The sequence below is a fragment of the Zoogloea sp. genome, from assembly GCF_028693495.1.
Classification (GTDB): Bacteria; Pseudomonadota; Gammaproteobacteria; order Burkholderiales; family Rhodocyclaceae; genus Zoogloea.
The window spans coordinates 1-19440 of record NZ_JAQUVG010000066.1; the positions used below are offsets into that span (position 1 = coordinate 1).

Consider the following 19440-nt stretch of genomic DNA (forward strand, 5'->3'; position numbering starts at 1 on the left):
GCTGTATCGGGTGCCGCCCAAGGCCGTGGCCAAGAACCTCGCCGTGCCCATTTCGACGCTGTACCGCTGGGTGCCTGCCTCCGCGCACGCTTAACGTGCTTTATTATCCGTTTTCTGAAACGACCCCGATGCGGTCTGGTCCGGGGCCGGAAACCGGCCGTGCGTCCAGCCGGATCTCCCCCTCCGTGGGGGGAATGAAGCCGGCCACGGCCTTGAGCAGGCTCGACTTGCCGCAGCCGGAGGCCCCCAGCAGGATGAAGCGATCCGCCCCGTAGACCTCGAAGCTGACCTCCTGGGTGGCCCGGACCACCCGGTCCTGGGTGCGATACTCGAGGCTGACCCGGTCTACCTGGAGCAGGGGGGCGATTCCATGGGCGTGGCCGAAGCCGAGATTGGTCACTGTGGACATGGGGACCTCAGCTTCCCGGCAGGGCATGGGCTTCCTCGAAGAAGTAGTCCTTCCACGAGGTGGCCCGGTTTTTCAGGACCCCAAGCTTGTAAAGTTCCTCCGCATAGACCTGCGAGCGCTGGGGCTGGATCGTGAAGTCGTTCTCCGGGTCCTCGATGATCTTGCGCACCAGCTCCAGGGGGAGCCTGGATTTCTGAGCCCGGATGAAAATCTCTGCGGCCTTGGCCTTGTCGTTCTTGACGATCTTCTCGGCTTCCGTGAGGGCCGCATAAAACGCCTTGTAGGTCTTCGGATTCTCGTCGTGGAATTTCTGGGTGGTGTAGAGCACGTTGAACGTGGCCTGGCCTCCCAGGATGTCGTAGGAGCTCAGCACCTTGCGCACGTTCTTGTTGCCGGCCAGGGCCTGGTAGTAGAACGGGGCGCTGGAGAAGTGGGAATTGATTTCAGAACCGCCGGCAATCAGGGCCGCCGTGGCGTCCGGATGGGGGAGGCTCACGGAAAGGGTGTCGAAACGCTTGAACTGATCCTTGCCGAAGATCCGCGCCGTCTCGATCTGCAGCGTCCTGGACTGGAAGCCGGTGCCCGCTGCAGGGACGGCGATGCGGTCCTTCTCGGAGAAGTCCTTCAGGGAACGGATGTTCGGATTGGTGGTGAGCAGGTAGTTGGGCAGCGACCCCAGGGCCGCCACCGCCTTGACGTTCTGCCGTCCCCGGGTCCGGTCCCACAGGGTCAGGAGGGGCGGCACTCCCGCCGACACCACGTCGAGGGAGCCGGCCAGCAGCGCTTCGTTCATGGCGGTGGCGCCTGAAACCTGAGCCCACTCGACCTTGATGTCGAGACCCTGGGCCTTGCCGTGCTTTTCGATCAGCTTCTGATCCTGGACCACATCCAGCAGCAGGTAAGCGATGCCGAACTGCTGTGCCACACGGATCTGGCCTTCCGCCTGGGCGCCCAGACTTGCGACCAGAAAGCCGAGGCCCCCCAGCAGGCAGGCTGCCTTGCGTGCGATTTTTTTCATTTTCGATTCTCCGTCGGTTGGGGTTGTCGTGGGTTCTCAGAAGGGCGTGTCGCCCTCGATGGTGGTTCGATACAGCTTGCGGCGGAGGTGGTCCGGGGTGCCCGCTGCCAGATGCAGCACGGAGCGGTTGTCCCAGAACACCATGTCGTGGGGGCGCCAGACGTGCCGGTAAACGAATTCGGGACGAGTACTGAATGCGAACAACTCTTCCAGGAGCGCACGGCTCTCCCCGTCGGAGAGGCCGACGATCCGGGTGGTGAAGTGCTCGCTGACAAAGAGGGCCTTGCGGCCGGTCTCCGGATGGGTGCGCACCACCGGATGAACGACAGGCCGGACCTGCTCGATCTGTTCCTGGCTCAGGGCGGGCCGCCAGGGGTTGCGGGCCCGCAGCTCCTCGTACTTGGCGAGGTAGCTGTGTTCCGCCTGCAGGCCGGCAAGACGCTGGCGCAGGGGCTCGGGCAGGGCCTCGTAGGCCGCGTGCTGGTTGGCAAAAAGGGTGTCACCCCCTTCGGAAGGCAGCTCCTGGGCATGCAGCAGTGAACCGAGACTGGGTTTTTCTGCGTAGGAGAGATCTGAATGCCAGTAGTGTCCTGCATCGCCCAGGCCGATGGGGGCGCCGTTTTCCCTGATGTTCGAGATGATCATCACCTCCGGATGACCCGCAAGGGCGAACTGATGCAGCACATGCTTCTGCAGGGGCCCGAAGCGGCGGCTGAAGGCTACCTGCTGGGCGGGAGAAATCCGCTGGGAACGGAACACCAGCACGTGGTGGTCGCGGTAAGCCTGCCGGATGCGCTGAACGTCCGCATCGGAAACGGGCTTGGCGAGATCGAGGCCCGTGACCTCAGCGCCAAGGACAGGGCCAAGGGGGTGGATCTCGAAGGACTGGCGTGCGGTGTCATGCCTAGATGCTTGGTCGAGTGTCGCTTCCATGATGTTGTCGGCCGGAAGGCGTCCGGTCCATCCAATGAATGAAAGTCCACTCTAAAAAGCCCGCCCTCTGCTGCGAACCAATTTTTTCTGCAATCAATATGAAGGCAGAATCACCAAAGCTTATGCGCAATTAATCTATTTACCGCCTCTGCGAGCGGCCCCATGAATTTCGTTTTCCAACGCCGTCGTCGCAGGATTCCACGGTGCAGGAGAAGGCGATTGCGTTTCCCACCGATAGCCCCATCCCATTACGCACATCTCCCACCCTTGTACCCGATCGTCCTGAGTGACGAACACAGGGAGCGGGGCGAAGCGGGAGTTTGAGACGATCGAGCTGGGTGATGCGCGGCTGAATCAGCGTGCAGTGCTGCTGGGCCGAGCGAGTGGGGCAGAAGCCCGGGGCGAGCATTCCCGGTGCGTGGGAGAACTGGGCCGAAACGGCTGCAGCATATCGATTCCCGCGCAACGAACAGGTGGGCTGGGGCCGCTCAGCTTTGAAGCCCAGCGCGGCCTGTACTTGCACCCCGTCGTCAGCCCCGAACGCGAGCCGCTGGGCGTCACCAACGCCTGGACCTGGGTGCCGGAGTTCAAGCAGGGCGATGTGCTCGTAGCTCTCGACAAAGCCGCCTTCGGGTGGTTTTTTGTGGCACTCAAGCTCCGAAAATCATGCAACAACTGCAACACGCACAATGCCATAGTGCCTGATACACTTAACGTTAACGTTTTCATTAAAGGATGTGCCGTGAGCTTCACTGCCCAAGATGTCGTGCCGATCAGCGAGGCTCGCGCTCGCCTGACCGAGTTGGCTGATGATGTGGTGTCCGGGGCTGAAAAGCTGCTGACCAAGAACGGGGCGGCTTACGTCGCCTTGGTCGATGCGAAGAAGCTCGACTACTACCATGCCCTAGAAGAAGAACACGCCAGCCTAGTCCTGCTGACTGAAGCTGAGGCAGGGCTGCGTGAGGTTTTAGCCGGGCATCGCGTCTCAAACGCAGACCTCATGAAAGGGTTGTCCTGAAGTCATGGCGTTACCCCTAAACGCCAAGATCGAAGCCGCACCGAATTTCCTTGCTAACCTGGACGCTGCTCACCAGTTCTTCCAAATCCAAGATGTGGACAGCGCGGATTCACGGCTAACCAAGCTTAAGGCTGACCTCCGGGAGATGATCGCCATCCTGGCCTGGTCGCCCGCCAGCGGTCGGCCAGCACGGTTTCTATCTGCAAAATCTGCACAAGCGACGCTGAAGGCCAACGCTGTTCAGCAACTGGCAGCGCAAGCCGGGTTGCCTTCACTGCGCGAGTACGTCGTCGGCCAGCAGTTCATCATCCTTTACGCCCATTCCGAAACAGACATTGTGCTGCTGGCCTTGAAGCACCAACGCCAGTTGATGTATTCAGCGGATGACTGAGGGGCGCCTCGAAAAACCCCACTCCGCCCACCCCTTATAAAATTACGACGTTCTGAATCCGCCCCGAGCCGATTCCGATGAAACCGCGCAGCGCCATCAAGACCGACCTGTTTGCCTTTGATCATCACCGCAAGAAGATCGACACCCTGGGGGATCCGCTGGCCGAGATCGAGTCGCACATCGACTTCGTGGCGCTGGCAGCCGAGGTGGATCGGTTCGCGCCGCGCCCGGTGAGTGCGCAGGGTGGCTGCCCGCCGTACCCGACCGAGACGATGGTGCGCATCCTGGTCCAGAAGCGGCTGTACACCCTGTCGGTCGAGCAGATGGAACCAGCGGCTCGACCGCATGAGCTACCAGCGCTTCTGCGGGTTGGCGAACGTGACGACCATCCCGGATCGCACCACGGTGCGGACCTTCGAGAACCGCATCGGCGAAGCGGGCGCCAAGGCGCTGTTCGACGGCGTCTCGGCGCAGCTGCTCCAGAAAGGCTTCATCGCCCGGGGCGGGCAGATCATCGACGTGACCCGGGTGCCGGCGCCCTGATAAAGCAGTTTCGCGAGTTGATGAACGACTCTACCCAGCGGCCGTCGATGAGCTGCTCATCAACCCCGACTGAGGCCAGATTGCGCCAGGCCGCGCATCAACCCGCAAATCGAGGTCGCTGCCATCCCGGACCACGTCCCCGGCGCCACCATACCCGCAGGCCGGCATAGGCCAGGCCGATGGCGGCGAGCCCGGCGGCCAGCACCAGCAGCCGTCCGGTCAGCCCGAAGGCCGTGCCGGTGTGCAGCGGTGTCTGCCACTGCAGGTACAGGTCCCCCGGACTGCTCCGGGTTGCGTCCAGGCTGTGTAGGACTGCGCCGCCGCGGACCGTCACCCAGACGGTGCTGCGGCCCGTGCTGGGCCGTTGCACCTCCCCAGGCAGCAGGAAACCGATGGCATAGCTGTCATCCTGATGACGGGGCAAACCCACGCGTCGCAGTGCTCCCTTTGGAAAGACCTGGCGGGCAATCCGTACTGCTTCATCGGCGTCGATGGGAGGGGCTGCAGAAGGTGCCGGCTGGGGTGTCCGGCCGTCGTCCAGGGGCGACAGGGCCGCCACAAGGGGTCGCACCTCCCCCGGCAGCGCCATGTAGATACCGGTGATGGCGATCACCAGCAGCACCGGGGCGCTGTAGAAGCCAAGGGCCCGGTGCAGGTCGAAATGGAAGCGGGCGGGGCCTGCCTGCCGCTTGATCTGCAGGGCCAGCGTCAGCTTCTGGCGGCCTGGCCACCACAGGTAGAGACCCAGCAAGGTCATCAGGCTCCACAGTCCGGCAACGATCCCCATGATCCAGAAGCCGGTCTTGCCCAGCAGCAGGTTCCCATGCACGGTGCGGAGCAGGTGCAGGAGCTGGTGTCGGTTCAGCTCATGGCTGCTGTGATCCCGGGCGCCGAGCACACGGGCGGTGAAGGGGTCCAGAAACACCTGGTGGAAGCGGCTGCGCCCTTCCTGCAGCGGATCGGGCGCCTTGAACAGGAGGATGGCTACACCGTCCTCCTGCCGGGGGGGGAGGAGGGACAGGGCCTGCCAGGGACCATCGTCCCGGGCCTGCTGATGGGCCGTGCCGGCGGCCACCAGCTCCGCCAGAGGGCGTGGCGGGGTCCCCGCAGCAGGCGGTGTGGCGCTCAGGAGGTCGGGATTGAGCAGCCGGTCGATCTCCTGGCCAAACACCAGCAAGGTTCCGCTCAGGGCGGCCACGAAGACAAAGCCCAGCAGGGACAGCCCCAGGTAGCGGTGAACCCGCGCAAGCAGGCGGCGGAGCCTCAAGGGGTGCCTCCAGGAATCGGCATGATCGCTGAAGTGAGGGGCGTGAAACGGTCGGCCCGGTCCCAGTCCACCAGCAGCATGCGTCCGGACGGCGTACTGAAGCTGTACTGGCGGCGGCCCGCCACCGACAGGATGCTCTCGCCGGCGGTGAAGTCCAGCTCCGGTTCGCGCCCCGTGCGGTTGTTGACGATGACGGGCAGGCCGGTTTCGGCGGAGCGGCGCTCCCAGACATCGCCGGGCCCCATGCCGTTGACCGGTGGCCAGTTGGCGGGGACCAGCAGGAGGGCGGCACCCTGGGCCCGGAGCCGGGCGGCAGGCTCGGGGGCGTAGGTGTCGGCGCAGATCAGCACGCCCACGGGGATCCCGTCCACCTGGAAGGGCTGGCCGTCGTTGCCGGCCACCGACCAGCTTTCTGCTCCCCCGTGGACCCGTTGCTTGCGATAGGCGCCCAGGATCTGCCCGCTCCGGTCGATCACCGCAACGCTGTTGTGGAGCGTGTCGTGGCGTGGATCCCGCTCGGCGAAGCCGACGAACAGGGCCACCCGGTTGTCCCGGGCGAGAGCGGCGAGGCTGCTCATCCAGGTGTCGGGAAAGGGTGCGATCCAGCTGGTGCCGACCCGCCTGGCAAAGTTGTAGCCGGTTTCCGCCAGCTCCGGCGTGACCACCCAGTCGGCGCCGTGACGTACGGCTTCGCGGATACCGGCCTCGATACGGGCCCGGTTGGCGGCAATTTCGCCGGGCACCGGATCCAGGTGCAGCAGGGCAAGGCGCAGGTGGCCGGCAGGCTTGGGCAGGGCGGCCGGTGGATCTTCGAAGCGTCGCGTGCCCGGCAGGAAGAAGCCGTTCTGCCGGCCAAGGGCGTCCACCACGGCCTGGTAGGTGGCCTTGCCGATCAGCTCGCCGATGCGACTGTGACCGCCGGTATAGCTGGCGGTCGGCTGCCCGGTCCCGGACACCACGATGATGCTGTCGGTGCCCGTGCCGGTGGCCTGGACTCCGGCGGTATAGGTGCTGGGTACCCGGAGGTCTTCCAGGGCCGCGGTCTTGCCTTCGGTCACCGTGATCAGCGCCCGGGCCAGTGCCGCATCCGTCAGGCGCACGTTGCTGAGGACCAGGATGTTGATGGTGCCGGCCGGCGCCTGTCCCTCGATGTGGCGTCCTTCGTCCACGCCCGTCCGGATGGCGTTGCTCTTGGCGCCGGCGGTGGCCAGTACGGTGACGGTCAGGGGGCCGTGGCGGCGGGTCACCACGGCCAGGTTGTCCATATCCGCGGCCGTGGCCATCCGGGCAATGCTGTCCCGGGGGAGTCCGAGGGTGGTCGCCGTGCGGCTCACCACGTCTTCTGCATAGGCTTTGCCACCCTGTCCGTTTTCGCCCTTGTAACTGGCGGACAGCCGTTGCCAAAGCGTTGGATGGGCTCCGTGGTTGATGGCCGCCCGGCTTTCCAGGAGGCCGTCACTGGTGGACAGGGTCCGGCGCGGTTCAGGAAAGCGCACGATGAGCGTCTTTTCCCACAGACCGTCGTGCATCTGCCGTTCCACCCGGGCATCGGCCGCAACTTCATCGGGCAGGGTCAGCGATTCGGCCCGTGCGGTCTGGGCAAGCATGGCCCAGGCGCCCAGGGCAAGGGTCAGCACCGTCCACAGCACAGCGGTCAATGCCCCGAGGAAATTCGATTGTCGTCCTGCCACGCTGCCTCCGCGCAATGTCGGCGTGGGCACCAGGGAACACAGGGACAAAGACGAAAGGAGTGGGTGCCGCCGGGGATCGCCGATGGCATCGCCGGACGCAGACCGGACACACTCCGCTCGCCAGGCCCACACCCCGGGGCACAGCCGAATCAAGATTTTTCCCGGGTCGGTCTTCTGGCTTGCCGTCGTTCTTCCCCATCGCCTTCCCGGACCGGAGCCCAGTGGCATGGATTGGATGGAGTCGTCAGGCTCACAGCAGCGGGGGCTGCGCCGGACTGAGCGGGGCGGATCTGCCCCTCTGTCACCGGACTTCCCGTTTCGCCCGGCCGCAGTCGCGGCAGGGACACCCTGAGATCAGAGGGCGGAGAGTACTGGAAAGATGGCGCAGGGGGCAAGGACCGGATCCGGTCCGGCAGAGGCTCATGGGCAGGGAGAACCGGAAGGTCCGGGGCTCCAGCGGGGGGCCTGCGTCCGTCGGGGGTGCCTCCGATGCCCGTCAGTGTTTCGGCGTGGCGGGAGGTGGCGTCATCCGGTCAGGAATGGGCTGCCACCAGGGCGGGGAGCGGGCTCAAGCGGACCGGATGTCCGAAAGCATGCCCTTGCAGCAGGAGGTTCTCGCCCCTCAGTTCGGGTACGGCCTGCTCCACGTGGGTCAGCACCAGGGCCGCTTCGTCCCGCAGGCCCTCGAGACGGGTCAGCTGGGCTGCGGCGCCCCCGGGCGTAGCGGCCAGCTGCCGGTAGTCAACCTTCACGTACTGAGTCCACAAGGTTCGGGAAACGGCCTGCCACTGGGCTACGGAGTCCACGTTCACGGCCACCTGAAAGCCGTTGTTGCGGTAGTTGCGCAGCACGAAGGCCAGCAGGTCGGGTTGCTGGCTGGCCTCCACCGGAGTCTCGATCACAATCTGCTCGGGGAGCAGGCCGAGGGCATCCACGACCCGGCGGAAGGCCCGGCCATGGTCGTCACTGACGGCCGCCAGCAATCGTCCGTTCACGTTCAGGAAGAGTCGTCCCTCGTGCCCCCCCACGAGCGCATTGAGCAGATGCACCGTACGGGCGAGCCGATCCAGGGCGATCAGGCGGTCGTCGTCGGTATTGGCCGAAAACAGGGTCCACGGGGAAAGGCCCTGTTCTTCCCCGACTCCGCTGCGCAGGAAGGCCTCGCGCCCGAACAGCTCGCCGCTGTCGGCCCGTACGATGGGCTGGAATGCGCTGCCCAGAGCCAGACCCGCCCAGTCACCCAGTACGCCGCCGTCCGGCTGGCGGTACAGCTGCTTGCCCGGCGTGCGCGTGGCGGGCAGGCCATCCAGGAAATTGCGGGTCAGAAGGTTGAGCGGGGGGGCGATGGACATGGGGAGCTCCTCGGTACAGGCGGGTGTGAGCCCGGAATCTAGCTGTCCCCGGACATTCGGAGAAGCAAGAATTTCTGCGAAGCTTAGGCCGCTTCCACCGGCTGCTCGCGGCGGATCAATCTCCCGGAGCATCCCTGAGCTGATTCAGGCTCCGTGCGGCTTCCTCGAACTCGAAATCGTCGATCAGCCGTCCGATGGGGCCCACCCGCTCCGGCGCCAGGGTGCCGAGCACCGGCTTGAGGGCCGCGAAGGCGGCCACGGCGTCCATGTCGCCTGTTTCGAGCAGCCCTACAAGCGTCTCCAGGCGTGCTCTCAGCACGTCTGCTTCCATGAATTCAGCAGGGGCAGCGCAGGGCTGGGGGGCTTCCTGCAGGGTGCGCAGATGTTTGAACAGGGCACTGCTGGTCTTTTCGAGCGTACCCCACTGTTCTTTGGTGACGGCCGGCGTCACACCCTGTCGGAAGCTCTGCTCCAGCCGGCTGGCGAGTCCTGCCAGGTCCACCAGCCCGAGGGTTGCGAAAACGCCTTTCAGGGTATGAACGATGCGGGTCGCGGTGAGGACGTCGCCGGCCTCGATCGCCTCCCGCAGGCGCGGCAGGTCCTTTTCATGCTCATCCGGCAGGCGCGCCAGCATGCTGTGCAGCTGTACGGCCTGCCCACGCAGGTTGCGCAGGCCTTTCTCCAGCTGGAGTCCGGGAATGCGGGTGAGTGTCTCCCTAATCACCGGGTGTGTCGGTTCAGCTTCCACCGGAGCGATTGACGGGTCGGTGGTCACGGGAACGCTGAGGGGGAGTGCCGGCAGCCATTTAAGCAGCTTGGCGTACAACAGCTGGGGTTCCACCGGTTTGGCGATGTGGTCGTTCAGGCCGGCAGCCAGACAGGCCAGCCGGTCTTCCTCGAAGGCGTTGGCGGTCATTGCCAGGATGGGGATATCCGCGCCGCCGGGGAGCTTGCGGATGGCTGCGGTGGCTTCCAGCCCATCCATTTCCGGCATCTGGATATCCATCAGGATCAACCCGTAGGCGTTGCGTCCGGCCAGTTCGACCGCTTCACGGCCATGGTTCGCCACGTCGATCTGCAGCCCCACATGATTCAGCAATGCCTGAGTGACCTCCTGATTGAGGGGATTGTCTTCCGCCAGCAGCAGCCGGGTGCCCTGGTGCAGACGAAGTGCCTCTTCCAGCGCGCCGGCGTTCTGCTGTTCGAGGCCGCTAGGCGCGTGCCCGAGCACGTTATCCAGGGCCGACAGCAAAGCGGTGGGGGTGACTGGTTTGGGGAGAAAGGCACTGAAGCCGGCCGTGCGGGAAGCTTCCTGGGGAGGATCGCCGCTGGCGCTGATCATCACGGCGATGGGGCGGTGCTGCAAGGGGAGGCCAAGAATCCGGTTGCCGGTCTCGATGCCGTCCATCTCCGGCATGGCCCAGTCGATGAGCAGGATGTGATACGGATCGCCCACCCGGTCGGCCTCGGCGATGACGGAGAGGGCCGTCGTGCCACTGTCGCAGGTGTCCGCACGGGCACCCAGGCTGCTCAGCATGTTGGCAATCGTTTCCCGGGCGTCCTCCACGTCGTCCACGATCAGCACCCGGGTGCCGTGCCGGAGTTGTTCCGGAATGGGTCTTGAGGGGAAGTCGAGCACCTGCTCGAAGGGGGCTTCAATCCAGAATGTGCTTCCTTCGCCCGGGTTGGAGGTGACACCGATCCGGCCGTCCATGAGCTGCACCAGCTTCTTGGAAATGGCCAACCCCAGGCCTGTACCACCGTAGCGCCGGGTGGTCGAGAGATCGGCCTGCTCGAATGCCGTGAACAGGCGCTCGCGCTGGTCATCGTTCAGCCCGATGCCGGTATCGCTCACCTCGAAGCGGGCCCATAGCCGGGGACCTTCCTGATGGGTCACGAAACCCCGCAGGCGGATGCGCCCGTGCTCGGTGAATTTGATCGCGTTACCGATGAAGTTCAGCAGGATCTGGCCGAGTCGCAGTCCGTCCCCGTGGAGCGCCACGGGCAGTTCGCGGATGTCAACGATGAACTCCAGGCCCTTGGCGTCCGCCTTTTCGCCGCACAGGTTGCAGACGTTGCGGATGACCCGGTCCACCTCGAAATCGGTGGGTTCCATCGTCATCTTGCCGGCCTCGATCTTGGAGAAGTCGAGGATGTCGTTGATCACTCCGAGGAGGTGGTGAGCCGCTCCCGTCACCTTGTCGATCTGCTGGATCTGATGGGGAGTGCTCAAGCTGCGTCGGATGATGTGGCTCAGACCGATGATGGCGTTCATCGGGGTCCGGATCTCATGGCTCATGTTGGCCAGGAAGGCGCTCTTGGCGCGGTTGGCCCCATCAGCAGCGTCCCGCGCGGCGGCCAGCTCGGAGGTCCGCTCGGCCACGATGTCCTCCAGGTGATCCTGGTAGCGCAGCAGGCGCCGCTCGTTCTCCTTCTGGGCGGTGATGTCGTGGATCACTTCGGCCAGGTAGTCCCGGCCTTTCAGGTTGATGTGCGCCAGGGCGACCCAGATGTCCATCAGCGAACCGTCCTTGCGGCGGTGTTGGTGCTCGAAGGTCTTGCGCCCCAGGGCCACGGTCTCGCGGATCAGCGCATCCACCTCTCCCACGCGGTCACTGACCTGTACATCGCGCACGGACAGCGCCGCGAACTCCTCCCGGCTGTAGCCCAGGGCAGTGCAGGCCGCGTCGTTGAACTCCACGTAACCCATGGTTTCGATGTCGATCAGGACGATTCCGCTCATCGACATGTCCACGATGGATTTGTAGATTTTTTCCCGCTCGTGAAGGGCTTCCGATGCCTCATGGAGAGCATGGGTGTCCTGCACGATGCCGTAGGCCTTCACGGGCCTGCCCGCAGCGTCCGTCTCGATCTCCGCCCGCTGCCGTACCCAGTGCTCGGCACCATTCACGAAGATCCGGTGCTCGATGTCGAAGGGGCGATCCGGTCCGGCCTGATCCCACTGGGTGTGGAAGTAGTCCCGGTCCTCCGGATGGACCAGCGCCAGCAGCCGGGCAAAACTGACTGTTTCACCGAGGGGCAGCTGGAAGAGCTGGCAGGCTTCTTCGGACCACATCACCATGTCGAACTCGAAGCTGTAGGTCCAGTTGCCGATCCGGGCGAGAACCTGGGTCCGGCGCAGGTTCGTTTCGCTTTCCCGGAGGGTCTCCTGGGAAAAGTGGAGGGGCGTGATGTCCCGCGCGACACCGAGGACGCCGATCAGGCGGCCGGTGCCGTCGTGAATCGGGGTCCTGATGGTCTCCACCAGCTCCCTGTGGCCATCGCTGGCGAAGCTGACCCAGGTCTCGCTGATGCGCCGCAGGCTTCCCTCCGGAGCATCCGGAACAGCCTGGAGGACATCTCCAGGGGCGACGATATCGCCCTCGAAGCGGCCCAGGAGCTGCTCCTCGGTGAAGCCGGTCAGCGTCTCGAAGCGGGCATTGCACTGGATGTAGCGCCCCTCGGGGTCCGTCAGCCAGACCAGGTCGGGCATCCCGCGGATGATGATCTTGAGACGCTCCCGCTGGGCCTGGAGCTCCTGCTGGGTTTCCTGGCGCCCGATCAGGGCGGTGCGAAAACGCATCACCGACTGGGCCAGATCCCGGAACATGCCCTTGCCGGAGCCCGTCAGGCGGTCGATCTGGCGGAGCTCATCGGGCAGCAGGTCCTTCTCACCGAGGCGGGTCAGGGCGCTGCTGATCAGCGACAGCTGGCGGGTCATCTGACGGGAGAGGTGAAACCAGATCAGCCCGACCAGCACGAAGCCGGCCAGCTGGACCAGCAGGGAGTCCCGGATTCGCGCCGCCAGTTCGGCCTCCTGCTCGTCCAGGTGTTGCGAGGTGTGGGCGGTCAGGGCAACCGTGATGGCCTGGATGTGTTCGGCAAAGGCGATGTAGTGCTCGGTGGCCCGGTTGATGTAGGCACTGGCCACCTTGGTGTCCACCGCGATGCTGTCGGTGGCGGTGATGATCAAGCTGCGGTAGCTCTGGAAGTCCTCCAGCGCACCGGTGACTTCCTGGGCGACGGCGTAGGCGGCGAGCTGGGTGTGGAGGCCTTCCATCACCCGGTGCTGCTCGGACAGGCTGTCCACCACCCGGGTGTGAACGAAGTAGGCCTCCGCTTCATCGATCCGCCCGGAACGGGCGTCTTCGAGAGTCTGGGAGACCAGGCGCTGGAGCTTGAGCATTTCGTTGCTCACCCGGCTGGCCTCGAGCATGGCCCCGATGTCGGCCTTCTGGGCCAGATTGGCCGCATGCTGCGTATTGCGGAAGGAGGACTGGATGGCCAGATGGGTCAGGCCGGCACCCAGGGTGGTCAGCAGCACCGGGACGAAGAGAAGCAGAAAGAAGATCCGGCGGCGGGACGACATGATTCAGCGCAGCAGACGGGACCACATGTCGGGACGGATGCTGCCCACGTACTCGAAGTGGTCGCCCATGGGGATGAAGACCACCACGGTCCCCTCCGCCTTCGGGAAGTAGCCCATGGTGTCGGCGAGGTTGGGTGCGTGGGCGAGGATGAAACGGTTTTTTCCCGGGGGGACGGGCATGGAGAGCAGGCGCCGGGTAGTGGCGATGATGGGTTTTTTCTGCTCGCTGGTCTGGTTCGTGGATGAGAACAGGTCGTCCAGAACGATGAAGGATGCGTCATTGCCGAAGACCAGCTCGGCGGATTCCCGTGTCCGGCACATGGGGCTTACGTAGATCTCCGAAATGGGAATCCGGCCTGCCCGCAGGGCCGCCCCGATCTCCACGCTCATCTGGCGCCCTTCCTCATTGAGGGGGCGCTGGGTCTGGCAGTCCCGGAACACCAGATCTGGCTGATCCGGCCGGGTGACGTCGGTCTTGCCATGACGCATGTAGATCACGAAGCCCCCTGCGCCGAGTTGCTGGAACTGGACGTGGCTCAATGCCCGTTCTACGAAACGGCCTTGCGGTGGTGCCGCTGCAGTGGAGGCCACCAGCAGGAAGGTGGCAAGCAGGCCGCCAAGGGTTTTCATCATCATCGCTCCAATCCATCAGTCCCGATAGCGTGCTGCAATGTCGAGGAACACGCCTTCGAGTTCCAGAAAGGCGTCCACGATGCGAGGGTCAAAATGGACTCCCCGTCCTTCGGTAATGAGGGTGTGAACCCTTGCGGGGGTGAAGGCTTCCTTGTAGTGCCGCTTGCAGGTCAGGGCGTCGAACACGTCGGCCAGCGCCATGAGGCGGCCGGGCAGGGGGATTGCATCGCCGGCCAGCCCGTGGGGATAACCTGAACCATCCCATTTTTCGTGGTGGTGGAGCGCGATCTGCCGGGCCACGTCGAGAAAGGACAGGGAGCTGTTTGGTCCCTGGCGATTGCCCGGGTCAATCCCCGAGTGGGTCAGCACCCGTTCAATGGCCTCTCCAAGGGCATCCGCACCGATCTGGCTGTGGGTTTTCATGATTTCGAATTCTTCCGGCGTCAGTTTGCCCGGCTTGAGCAGGATCGCATCCGGAATGCCGACCTTGCCGATGTCGTGGAGGGGGGCGGCCTTGGCGATCAGTTCCTGGCTGCCCGGGTCCAGCTGGTCACAGAAATCTGGATGAGTCGCCAGGTGACGCATCAGTATTTCGATGTAAGCCTGGGTCCGGTAGAGGTGGTTGCCGGTTTCGTTGTCGCGTTTCTCGGCGAGGGTGGCCAGGGCGTTCAGGCTGATCGCCTTGATGAGTTCGTTCTCTCCCATGCGGCGCCGGACTTCCCGTTCCAGGTCGTCATTGTGGCTGGCCAGGGTGTCCCGGGCCTGCTTCAGCTCGAGATGCGCCCTGACCCGGGCCTGCAGGATGGCCGCCCGGATGGGCTTGGTGACGTAATCCACCGCGCCGAGGGCAAGACCGTGCTCCTCGTCTTCGTCAGCACTCATGGCGGTGACGAAAATGACGGGGATGTGATGGGTACCGGCATCCGCACGGAGGGCTTTCAGGACGGCATACCCATCCATCCCGGGCATCATCACGTCGAGCAGGATGAGATCGGGCAAGGGGGGCAGCCGGACGGCCTTCAGGGCCCGCTCCCCCGAGTTGGCGACGCGGACCCGGAACTCTCCGCCCAGCAGACCGGCAAGGACAGTGAGGTTTTCCTTGGTGTCGTCCACCACCAGGATGGTCTTTCGTTGGTCGTGCGGAGAGGGTGAGGGCTGTAAGTACATGGACGAGGCGCGGGTGATTGTGGCAGCTCTGGCGAGCCGGATCTGACAAGGGACATGATAATGCGCGGAAACCGCCGGATGGGTAAGGCAGGCACAAGGAAAAACCGCGTACCGTGACGCAATGCATGGCATTTTCAGGCAGCCGGGTCCCGTCATGAAACCTGGCGCGGCACTCGATGCAAAGTTCTTCCAGCCCGTGGGGTGCAGAGGCGTACTATCCGGCTTTACCTTTTCCTGTAAAGCCCGCGCTGCATGCACACAGAAGCTCGAGAGAACCCCATCTACGCCGTCGTTGCCGCGGTCCAGTTGCCCCATGTCACTGATTTCGAGTTCGAGTCTTCGCTCGCCGAACTGCGGGAGCTGGCAAAAACCCTGGGCCTGCAGGTGATCCACACCTTTGTCCAGAAGCGTTCGGGTTTCGATACGGCGGCTTATCTGGGTGCCGGCAAGCGGCAGGAGATTCACGACTTCGTGGCTGGCGACGATGGACGCGACATCGGGTTCATTCTGGTGGACCATGAGCTGTCCCCCTCCCAGGCGCGCAACCTCGAGCTGGAGGTAGGCTGTGAGGTCATGGACCGTACCATGGTCATTCTCGAGATCTTCCACCGCAACGCCCGCTCCCGTGCCGCCCGGGCCCAGGTGGAAATCGCCCGTCTCGGCTACATGGCCCCGCGTCTGCGCGAGATGGCCAAGCTCGCGGGCTCCCAGGGGCGTCAGCGGGGCGGCGGGGGCGGCCGTGGGGCGGGAGAGTCCCTGACCGAGCTGGACCGGCGCAAGATCCGTGACCGGATCGCCGAGCTGCAGCTCGAGATCAATGCCATGGAACTGGAGCGCAAGACCCAGCGGGCGCGCCGGCAGGGGCGGCAGGGGCTCGCCCGGGTCGCGCTGGTGGGCTACACCAACGCCGGCAAGTCCACCCTGATGCGGGCCCTGACCGGCAGCGAAGTGCTGGTGGCCAACAAGCTGTTTGCAACGCTGGACACCACCGTGCGGGTTCTGCATCCGGAAAGTGTGCCCCGGGTACTGGTCAGCGACACCGTCGGTTTCATCAAGAACCTGCCCCATGGCCTGGTGGCTTCGTTCAAGTCCACTCTGGATGAGGCCCTCGATGCGGAGCTCCTGCTCCATGTGATCGATGCCAGCGACCCCGGCTTCGAGCGCCAGCTGGCGGTGACCGACCGGGTGCTGGAAGAGATCGGTGCCGATCAGGTGCCCCGCCTGCGCGTCTTCAACAAAATCGATCATGCAGGGGATGCCGAAGCGCAGGCCCAGCACGCCGCCGCCCTGGCGGAGCGTTATCCCGGATGCATTGTGATGAGCGCCCGGCGCCCTGACGAAGTGGCCCGACTGCGACAGACCATCGTGACCTTCTTCCAGCAGGATCTGGTGGAGGCCGAGCTGTTCCTGCCCTGGTCTGCACAGCAGGGACGTCAGGAAATCTTTGCCCAGTGCGAGGTCCTGGCCGAGCGGGCGGACGATGCCGGAGCGTTCTTCCGGGTCCGGGGTGAGGCCGAAACCCTGGACAGGCTGCGGGCGCAGTTTGGCGAGGGGGGTGACCCGGATATGGCGTCGTGAAGGTGTGGGAGCCTGACGGGGTCTCCGGGCTAGCGGGGGAGGAACGGCTTGTCGTTCTTGTCCTGGTACATGTGGGTGTCCGCGTGGCGTAGCAGCTGGTCTGCTTCAACACCGTCCTGGGGATACAGGGCGATGCCGATGCTGGCATGGGTGTGGAGTGCCCGGCCGGCAATCGGGACGGCCTGGGCGAGGCTGGCATGGATCTTGGTGGCAACCGTGGTGGCGTCTTCGGGCGCCTGAATGTCCTCGAGGATCACCACGAACTCATCCCCGCCCAGCCGGGCCACCGTGTCGGCCTTGCGCACGCAGCGCTCCAGGCGGCGTGCGACCTGCTTCAGCAGCTGGTCGCCGATGGCATGGCCGAAACAGTCGTTTACCTGCTTGAAGTCATCCAGATCGATATAGAGCAGGGCCATGCGTCCCTGGCGGCGTCGGCAGCGGACCAGGGCGGTGGCCATGCGGTCATGGAACAGGCGCCGGTTGGGCAGGCTGGTCAGCTCGTCGTACTGGGCGGCCCGGACGAGTTCGGCCTTGAGCTGAACCCGCTCGATCGCGGTGGCCACCTGGGCAGAAACGAACTGGAACAGCTCCCTGTCCTTGTCGGTGTACCGTACATCGGGCGGCGCCTTGAGCACCAGGGCGCCAATGGCCTCGTGCTGGCTGATCAGGGGCATGATCAGCCAGCAGTCCTCCGGGGGGGAATGAGCTCCCCTGCCGCTGGCAGGTGTCAGACTTTCGTCCTGGAGCACCAGGGGGCTGTGGCTGCCGATCACCTGGGCGCAATGCCGGTGCGTCGCAGCCGTGTCCAGCGCGAGCTCCGCGCCACCGGCATCCTGCCGGTAGGCCAGGGCGAGTTTTCCATCCTGTCCCTCACGGGTGGCAACGGCCAGGCCGGCGAGGGGCACCAGGCCAGCGATGATGGCGTGGATCTGATGAAAGAGGGCGTCCAGATCCGGGGCGTTATGCACGGCTTCAGAGACCGCATAGGTGGCGCCCTGAAGGGCTTCAGCCTGTTTCTGGGCCGTCACGTTGCGTGCGACACCGATCCGCAGCTGCTCCGCAGCAGACCAGTGGGCTGACCACATCACATGCACCGTGCTGCCATCCTTGCGCAGGTAACGGTTCTCGAAGCCGATGCGTGGGTGGCCGGCCATCACCCGGGCGGCTTCCTGGAGGGTCTTTTCCTTGTCCTCCGGGAGCACCAGGTCGATCATGTGGGTACCGCTCATTTCGGCCGGGGTGTACCCGAAGATGGTCTCGCAGGCCGCACTGGCATAGAGGATGTGACCATCGGCGGCAACAAGAAAAACCGCATCAAGAAGCAGGTCCAGGCTTCTGAGCAGCTGGTGGTGTCCGGGGTTGTCCATGGAAAATGACGCTGGGGAGGGTGTGGATTTTTCGTTTTTCAGCCTGGTCTGGAGCGCCTGCCAAGCTTGGTGGGCGCGGCGGTTTTACGCAAGCCCCAGAAAGGGGAGAGTGTGCATTTTGCAGGCCTTGGGTATCCGGGAAAGCCGTTCGGCCCGAGGCTGCCCCTGTACTACAGCAGGCTCTTCAGGGCGTTGATCAAGGTATCGCGCTGTGCCTGAAGGTGGGGGATGCCGGCGATGGCCTCCGCGCTGCGTCCCTGGGCCTGCAGTTCCAGCAAGGCAGCTGCATCCCTGTGGATTTCCAGGTGAAGGGTGTCCACCTGGGACGGGATGGCCTGCCGGATCGGGGAGTCCGACTGGAGCCATTTGCCAAAGGCGCATGCGCTGGGAGACAGAGGGGGCGTGCTCGGGGACTCGCCCCGCAGGTAGCGGCTGATGGCATGGATCCAGGCATGGTGCTTGATCGCTGCGCGCAGCAGGGGACGACGGTCCTGGCTCAGGGCGCGGGTAACTTGCCAGAGAACGTCGGGCTGCCACCGGGCCACCCAGGCGGGCAGATCGGTGGCAGGCATCGGCCGGGCGATGCCGTAGCCCTGGGCCAGCCGACAGCCCAGAAGCAGTAGCAGTTCGCCCTGCCGGAGGGTTTCCACGCCTTCGGCGATCACCGTCTTGTCAAAGGCGGCGGAAAGGTCCAGCACACTTTCCAGGATGGCAATATCGTCCGGTTCGTTGAGCATGTCACGGACGAAACTCTGGTCGATCTTGAGTGTGGCGACAGGGAGATGCTTGAGGTAGGTCAGGGAGGAGTAACCCGTTCCAAAGTCGTCCAGTTCGAAGCCGACGCCCAGGCTGCGGCAAGCCCGCATGGTGCTGGAGACCAGCCCGATTTCACCGAGGGCGCTGGTTTCCAGCACCTCCAGGCTGAGGGAACCCGGTTTCACCCCGGGATGACGGCTCAGGAGATGCTGCAGACGTTCGACGAAGTCTGCCTGCTGCAGCTGGCTGGCCCCCACATTGACGCTGACCCCGATCTCCAGGCCTTGTCCCTGCCAGGTCTCCAGCTCGCTCAGGGCGGTATCGATGACCCATTCGCCCAGTTCCACGGCCAGGGCATGGCCTTCGAGCAAGGGCAGGAAGGCGGCGGGGGCCAGCATGCCTTTTTCGGGATGGTGCCAGCGGATCAGGGCTTCTGCACCAATCACCGCACCGCTGCACATATTCACCTTGGGCTGGAAGTGGAGCACGAACTCATCCCGGTCCAGGGCCAGACGCAGGCGCTCCAGGCCCTCATGGTGCCGCCGGATGCTCACGTCCTGACCCATGTCGAAGGCGTGATAGCGGTTCTTGCCTGCCAGCTTGGCCTGGTACATGGCCTGGTCCGCCTGGCGGATGAGCTGGTCGGCATCCACATTCCCGTCCTGGGGATAGAAGGTGACCCCCAGGCTGGCAGACACCGTCAGGGGACGTCTCAGAAAACGGAAAATAAAGCACGTTAAGCCCATTGCAGACTCTAGATATTGACGAGTACGTCGGGTTTTCTCTTGTTTGAGTTGCCTCTTGTGGTAAGATAGTAATCATTTACTATCTTACAAGGAGTGCTCGTGGACACCCATCCAAAGCATCTGCCGGCCGATGAACGTCGTGCCGTAACTGTCGAGTCCGTCGTGGCGCTTGCCGGTTCACAAAACCCAAGCGAGATAACCA

Annotated in this window: 14 protein-coding genes, 4 pseudogenes and 1 riboswitch; of the genes and pseudogenes, 7 read left to right on the forward strand and 11 right to left on the reverse strand. The window is 64.5% G+C overall.

What is annotated here, in order from left to right:
• Nucleotides 1–94 (forward strand): annotated as a pseudogene (locus tag PHD22_RS11365) (recombinase family protein); the annotation flags it as partial.
• Between the two features lie 9 nt (nt 95–103).
• Here the strand turns inward: PHD22_RS11365 and PHD22_RS11370 are convergent.
• From PHD22_RS11370 to PHD22_RS11380, 3 genes are read right to left on the reverse strand one after another with little or no spacing between them, the layout of a single operon-like run.
• Entirely contained in the window at nt 104–409 is a 306-nt protein-coding gene (locus tag PHD22_RS11370; protein ID WP_299866629.1) for an ATP-binding cassette domain-containing protein, read from the reverse strand.
• Nucleotides 410–416: 7 nt separating this feature from the next.
• Nucleotides 417–1427 carry an ABC transporter substrate-binding protein gene (locus tag PHD22_RS11375; protein ID WP_299866631.1) on the reverse strand — a complete coding sequence of 337 codons (1011 nt, stop codon included), beginning with the start codon at nt 1425–1427 and terminating at the stop codon, nt 417–419.
• A 36-nt stretch (nt 1428–1463) separates the two neighbouring features.
• Nucleotides 1464–2360: a TauD/TfdA family dioxygenase gene (locus tag PHD22_RS11380; protein ID WP_299866634.1), complete on the reverse strand. Its 897-nt coding sequence runs from the start codon at nt 2358–2360 to the stop codon at nt 1464–1466.
• A gap of 383 nt (nt 2361–2743) precedes the next feature.
• On the opposite strand from PHD22_RS11380, the pseudogene PHD22_RS16920 reads away from it, so the two are divergent.
• The 4 genes and pseudogenes from PHD22_RS16920 to PHD22_RS11395 form a co-directional block, all read left to right on the forward strand.
• Nucleotides 2744–2788: pseudogene (locus PHD22_RS16920) on the forward strand (hypothetical protein); the annotation flags it as partial.
• Nucleotides 2788–3378 (forward strand): type II toxin-antitoxin system Phd/YefM family antitoxin, encoded by a 591-nt coding sequence (locus PHD22_RS11385; RefSeq protein ID WP_366520727.1) that lies wholly within the window; start codon nt 2788–2790, stop codon nt 3376–3378. The pseudogene PHD22_RS16920 and the gene PHD22_RS11385, both read left to right, overlap by 1 nt.
• A gap of 4 nt (nt 3379–3382) precedes the next feature.
• Entirely contained in the window at nt 3383–3769 is a 387-nt protein-coding gene (locus PHD22_RS11390; RefSeq protein ID WP_299866640.1) for a hypothetical protein, read from the forward strand.
• 77 nt (nt 3770–3846) lie between these two features.
• A pseudogene (locus tag PHD22_RS11395) lies at nt 3847–4309 on the forward strand (transposase); the annotation flags it as partial.
• Between the two features lie 100 nt (nt 4310–4409).
• Here the strand turns inward: PHD22_RS11395 and PHD22_RS11400 are convergent.
• From PHD22_RS11400 to PHD22_RS11425, 6 genes are all read right to left on the reverse strand, one after another.
• Nucleotides 4410–5579, reverse strand: coding sequence for a PepSY-associated TM helix domain-containing protein (locus tag PHD22_RS11400; RefSeq protein ID WP_299866643.1), 1170 nt, complete (start codon nt 5577–5579; stop codon nt 4410–4412).
• A complete protein-coding gene (locus PHD22_RS11405; RefSeq protein WP_299866646.1) occupies nt 5576–7270 on the reverse strand; it encodes an adenosylcobinamide amidohydrolase in 1695 nt (564 codons plus the stop codon). Before PHD22_RS11405 ends, PHD22_RS11400 begins: the two co-directional genes overlap by 4 nt.
• Nucleotides 7271–7416: 146 nt before the next feature.
• Nucleotides 7417–7636, reverse strand: a riboswitch (cobalamin riboswitch).
• Between the two features lie 167 nt (nt 7637–7803).
• Entirely contained in the window at nt 7804–8622 is an 819-nt protein-coding gene (locus tag PHD22_RS11410; protein ID WP_299866649.1) for an EAL domain-containing protein, read from the reverse strand.
• A gap of 115 nt (nt 8623–8737) precedes the next feature.
• Nucleotides 8738–12991, reverse strand: a complete 4254-nt coding sequence (locus PHD22_RS11415) for a response regulator (RefSeq protein ID WP_299866652.1) — start codon at nt 12989–12991, stop codon at nt 8738–8740.
• Between the two features lie 3 nt (nt 12992–12994).
• Nucleotides 12995–13627: a histidine phosphatase family protein gene (locus PHD22_RS11420; RefSeq protein ID WP_299866655.1), complete on the reverse strand. Its 633-nt coding sequence runs from the start codon at nt 13625–13627 to the stop codon at nt 12995–12997.
• Nucleotides 13628–13639: 12 nt separating this feature from the next.
• Nucleotides 13640–14791: an HD domain-containing phosphohydrolase gene (locus PHD22_RS11425; protein WP_299866658.1), complete on the reverse strand. Its 1152-nt coding sequence runs from the start codon at nt 14789–14791 to the stop codon at nt 13640–13642.
• A 252-nt stretch (nt 14792–15043) separates the two neighbouring features.
• Between PHD22_RS11425 and hflX the strand changes: the two genes are divergently transcribed.
• The gene (hflX, locus tag PHD22_RS11430) at nt 15044–16369 is read left to right on the forward strand and encodes a GTPase HflX (protein ID WP_299866661.1); all 1326 of its coding nucleotides are present in this window, start codon (nt 15044–15046) and stop codon (nt 16367–16369) included.
• A gap of 29 nt (nt 16370–16398) precedes the next feature.
• Here the strand turns inward: hflX and PHD22_RS11435 are convergent, their stop codons facing one another.
• Nucleotides 16399–17736 carry a diguanylate cyclase gene (locus PHD22_RS11435; RefSeq protein ID WP_299866664.1) on the reverse strand — a complete coding sequence of 446 codons (1338 nt, stop codon included), beginning with the start codon at nt 17734–17736 and terminating at the stop codon, nt 16399–16401.
• Between the two features lie 170 nt (nt 17737–17906).
• Nucleotides 17907–19238, reverse strand: a complete 1332-nt coding sequence (locus PHD22_RS11440; protein ID WP_366520726.1) for an EAL domain-containing protein — start codon at nt 19236–19238, stop codon at nt 17907–17909.
• Between the two features lie 99 nt (nt 19239–19337).
• Here PHD22_RS11440 and PHD22_RS11450 point away from each other — a divergent pair.
• Nucleotides 19338–19440: pseudogene (locus PHD22_RS11450) on the forward strand (TetR/AcrR family transcriptional regulator); the annotation flags it as partial.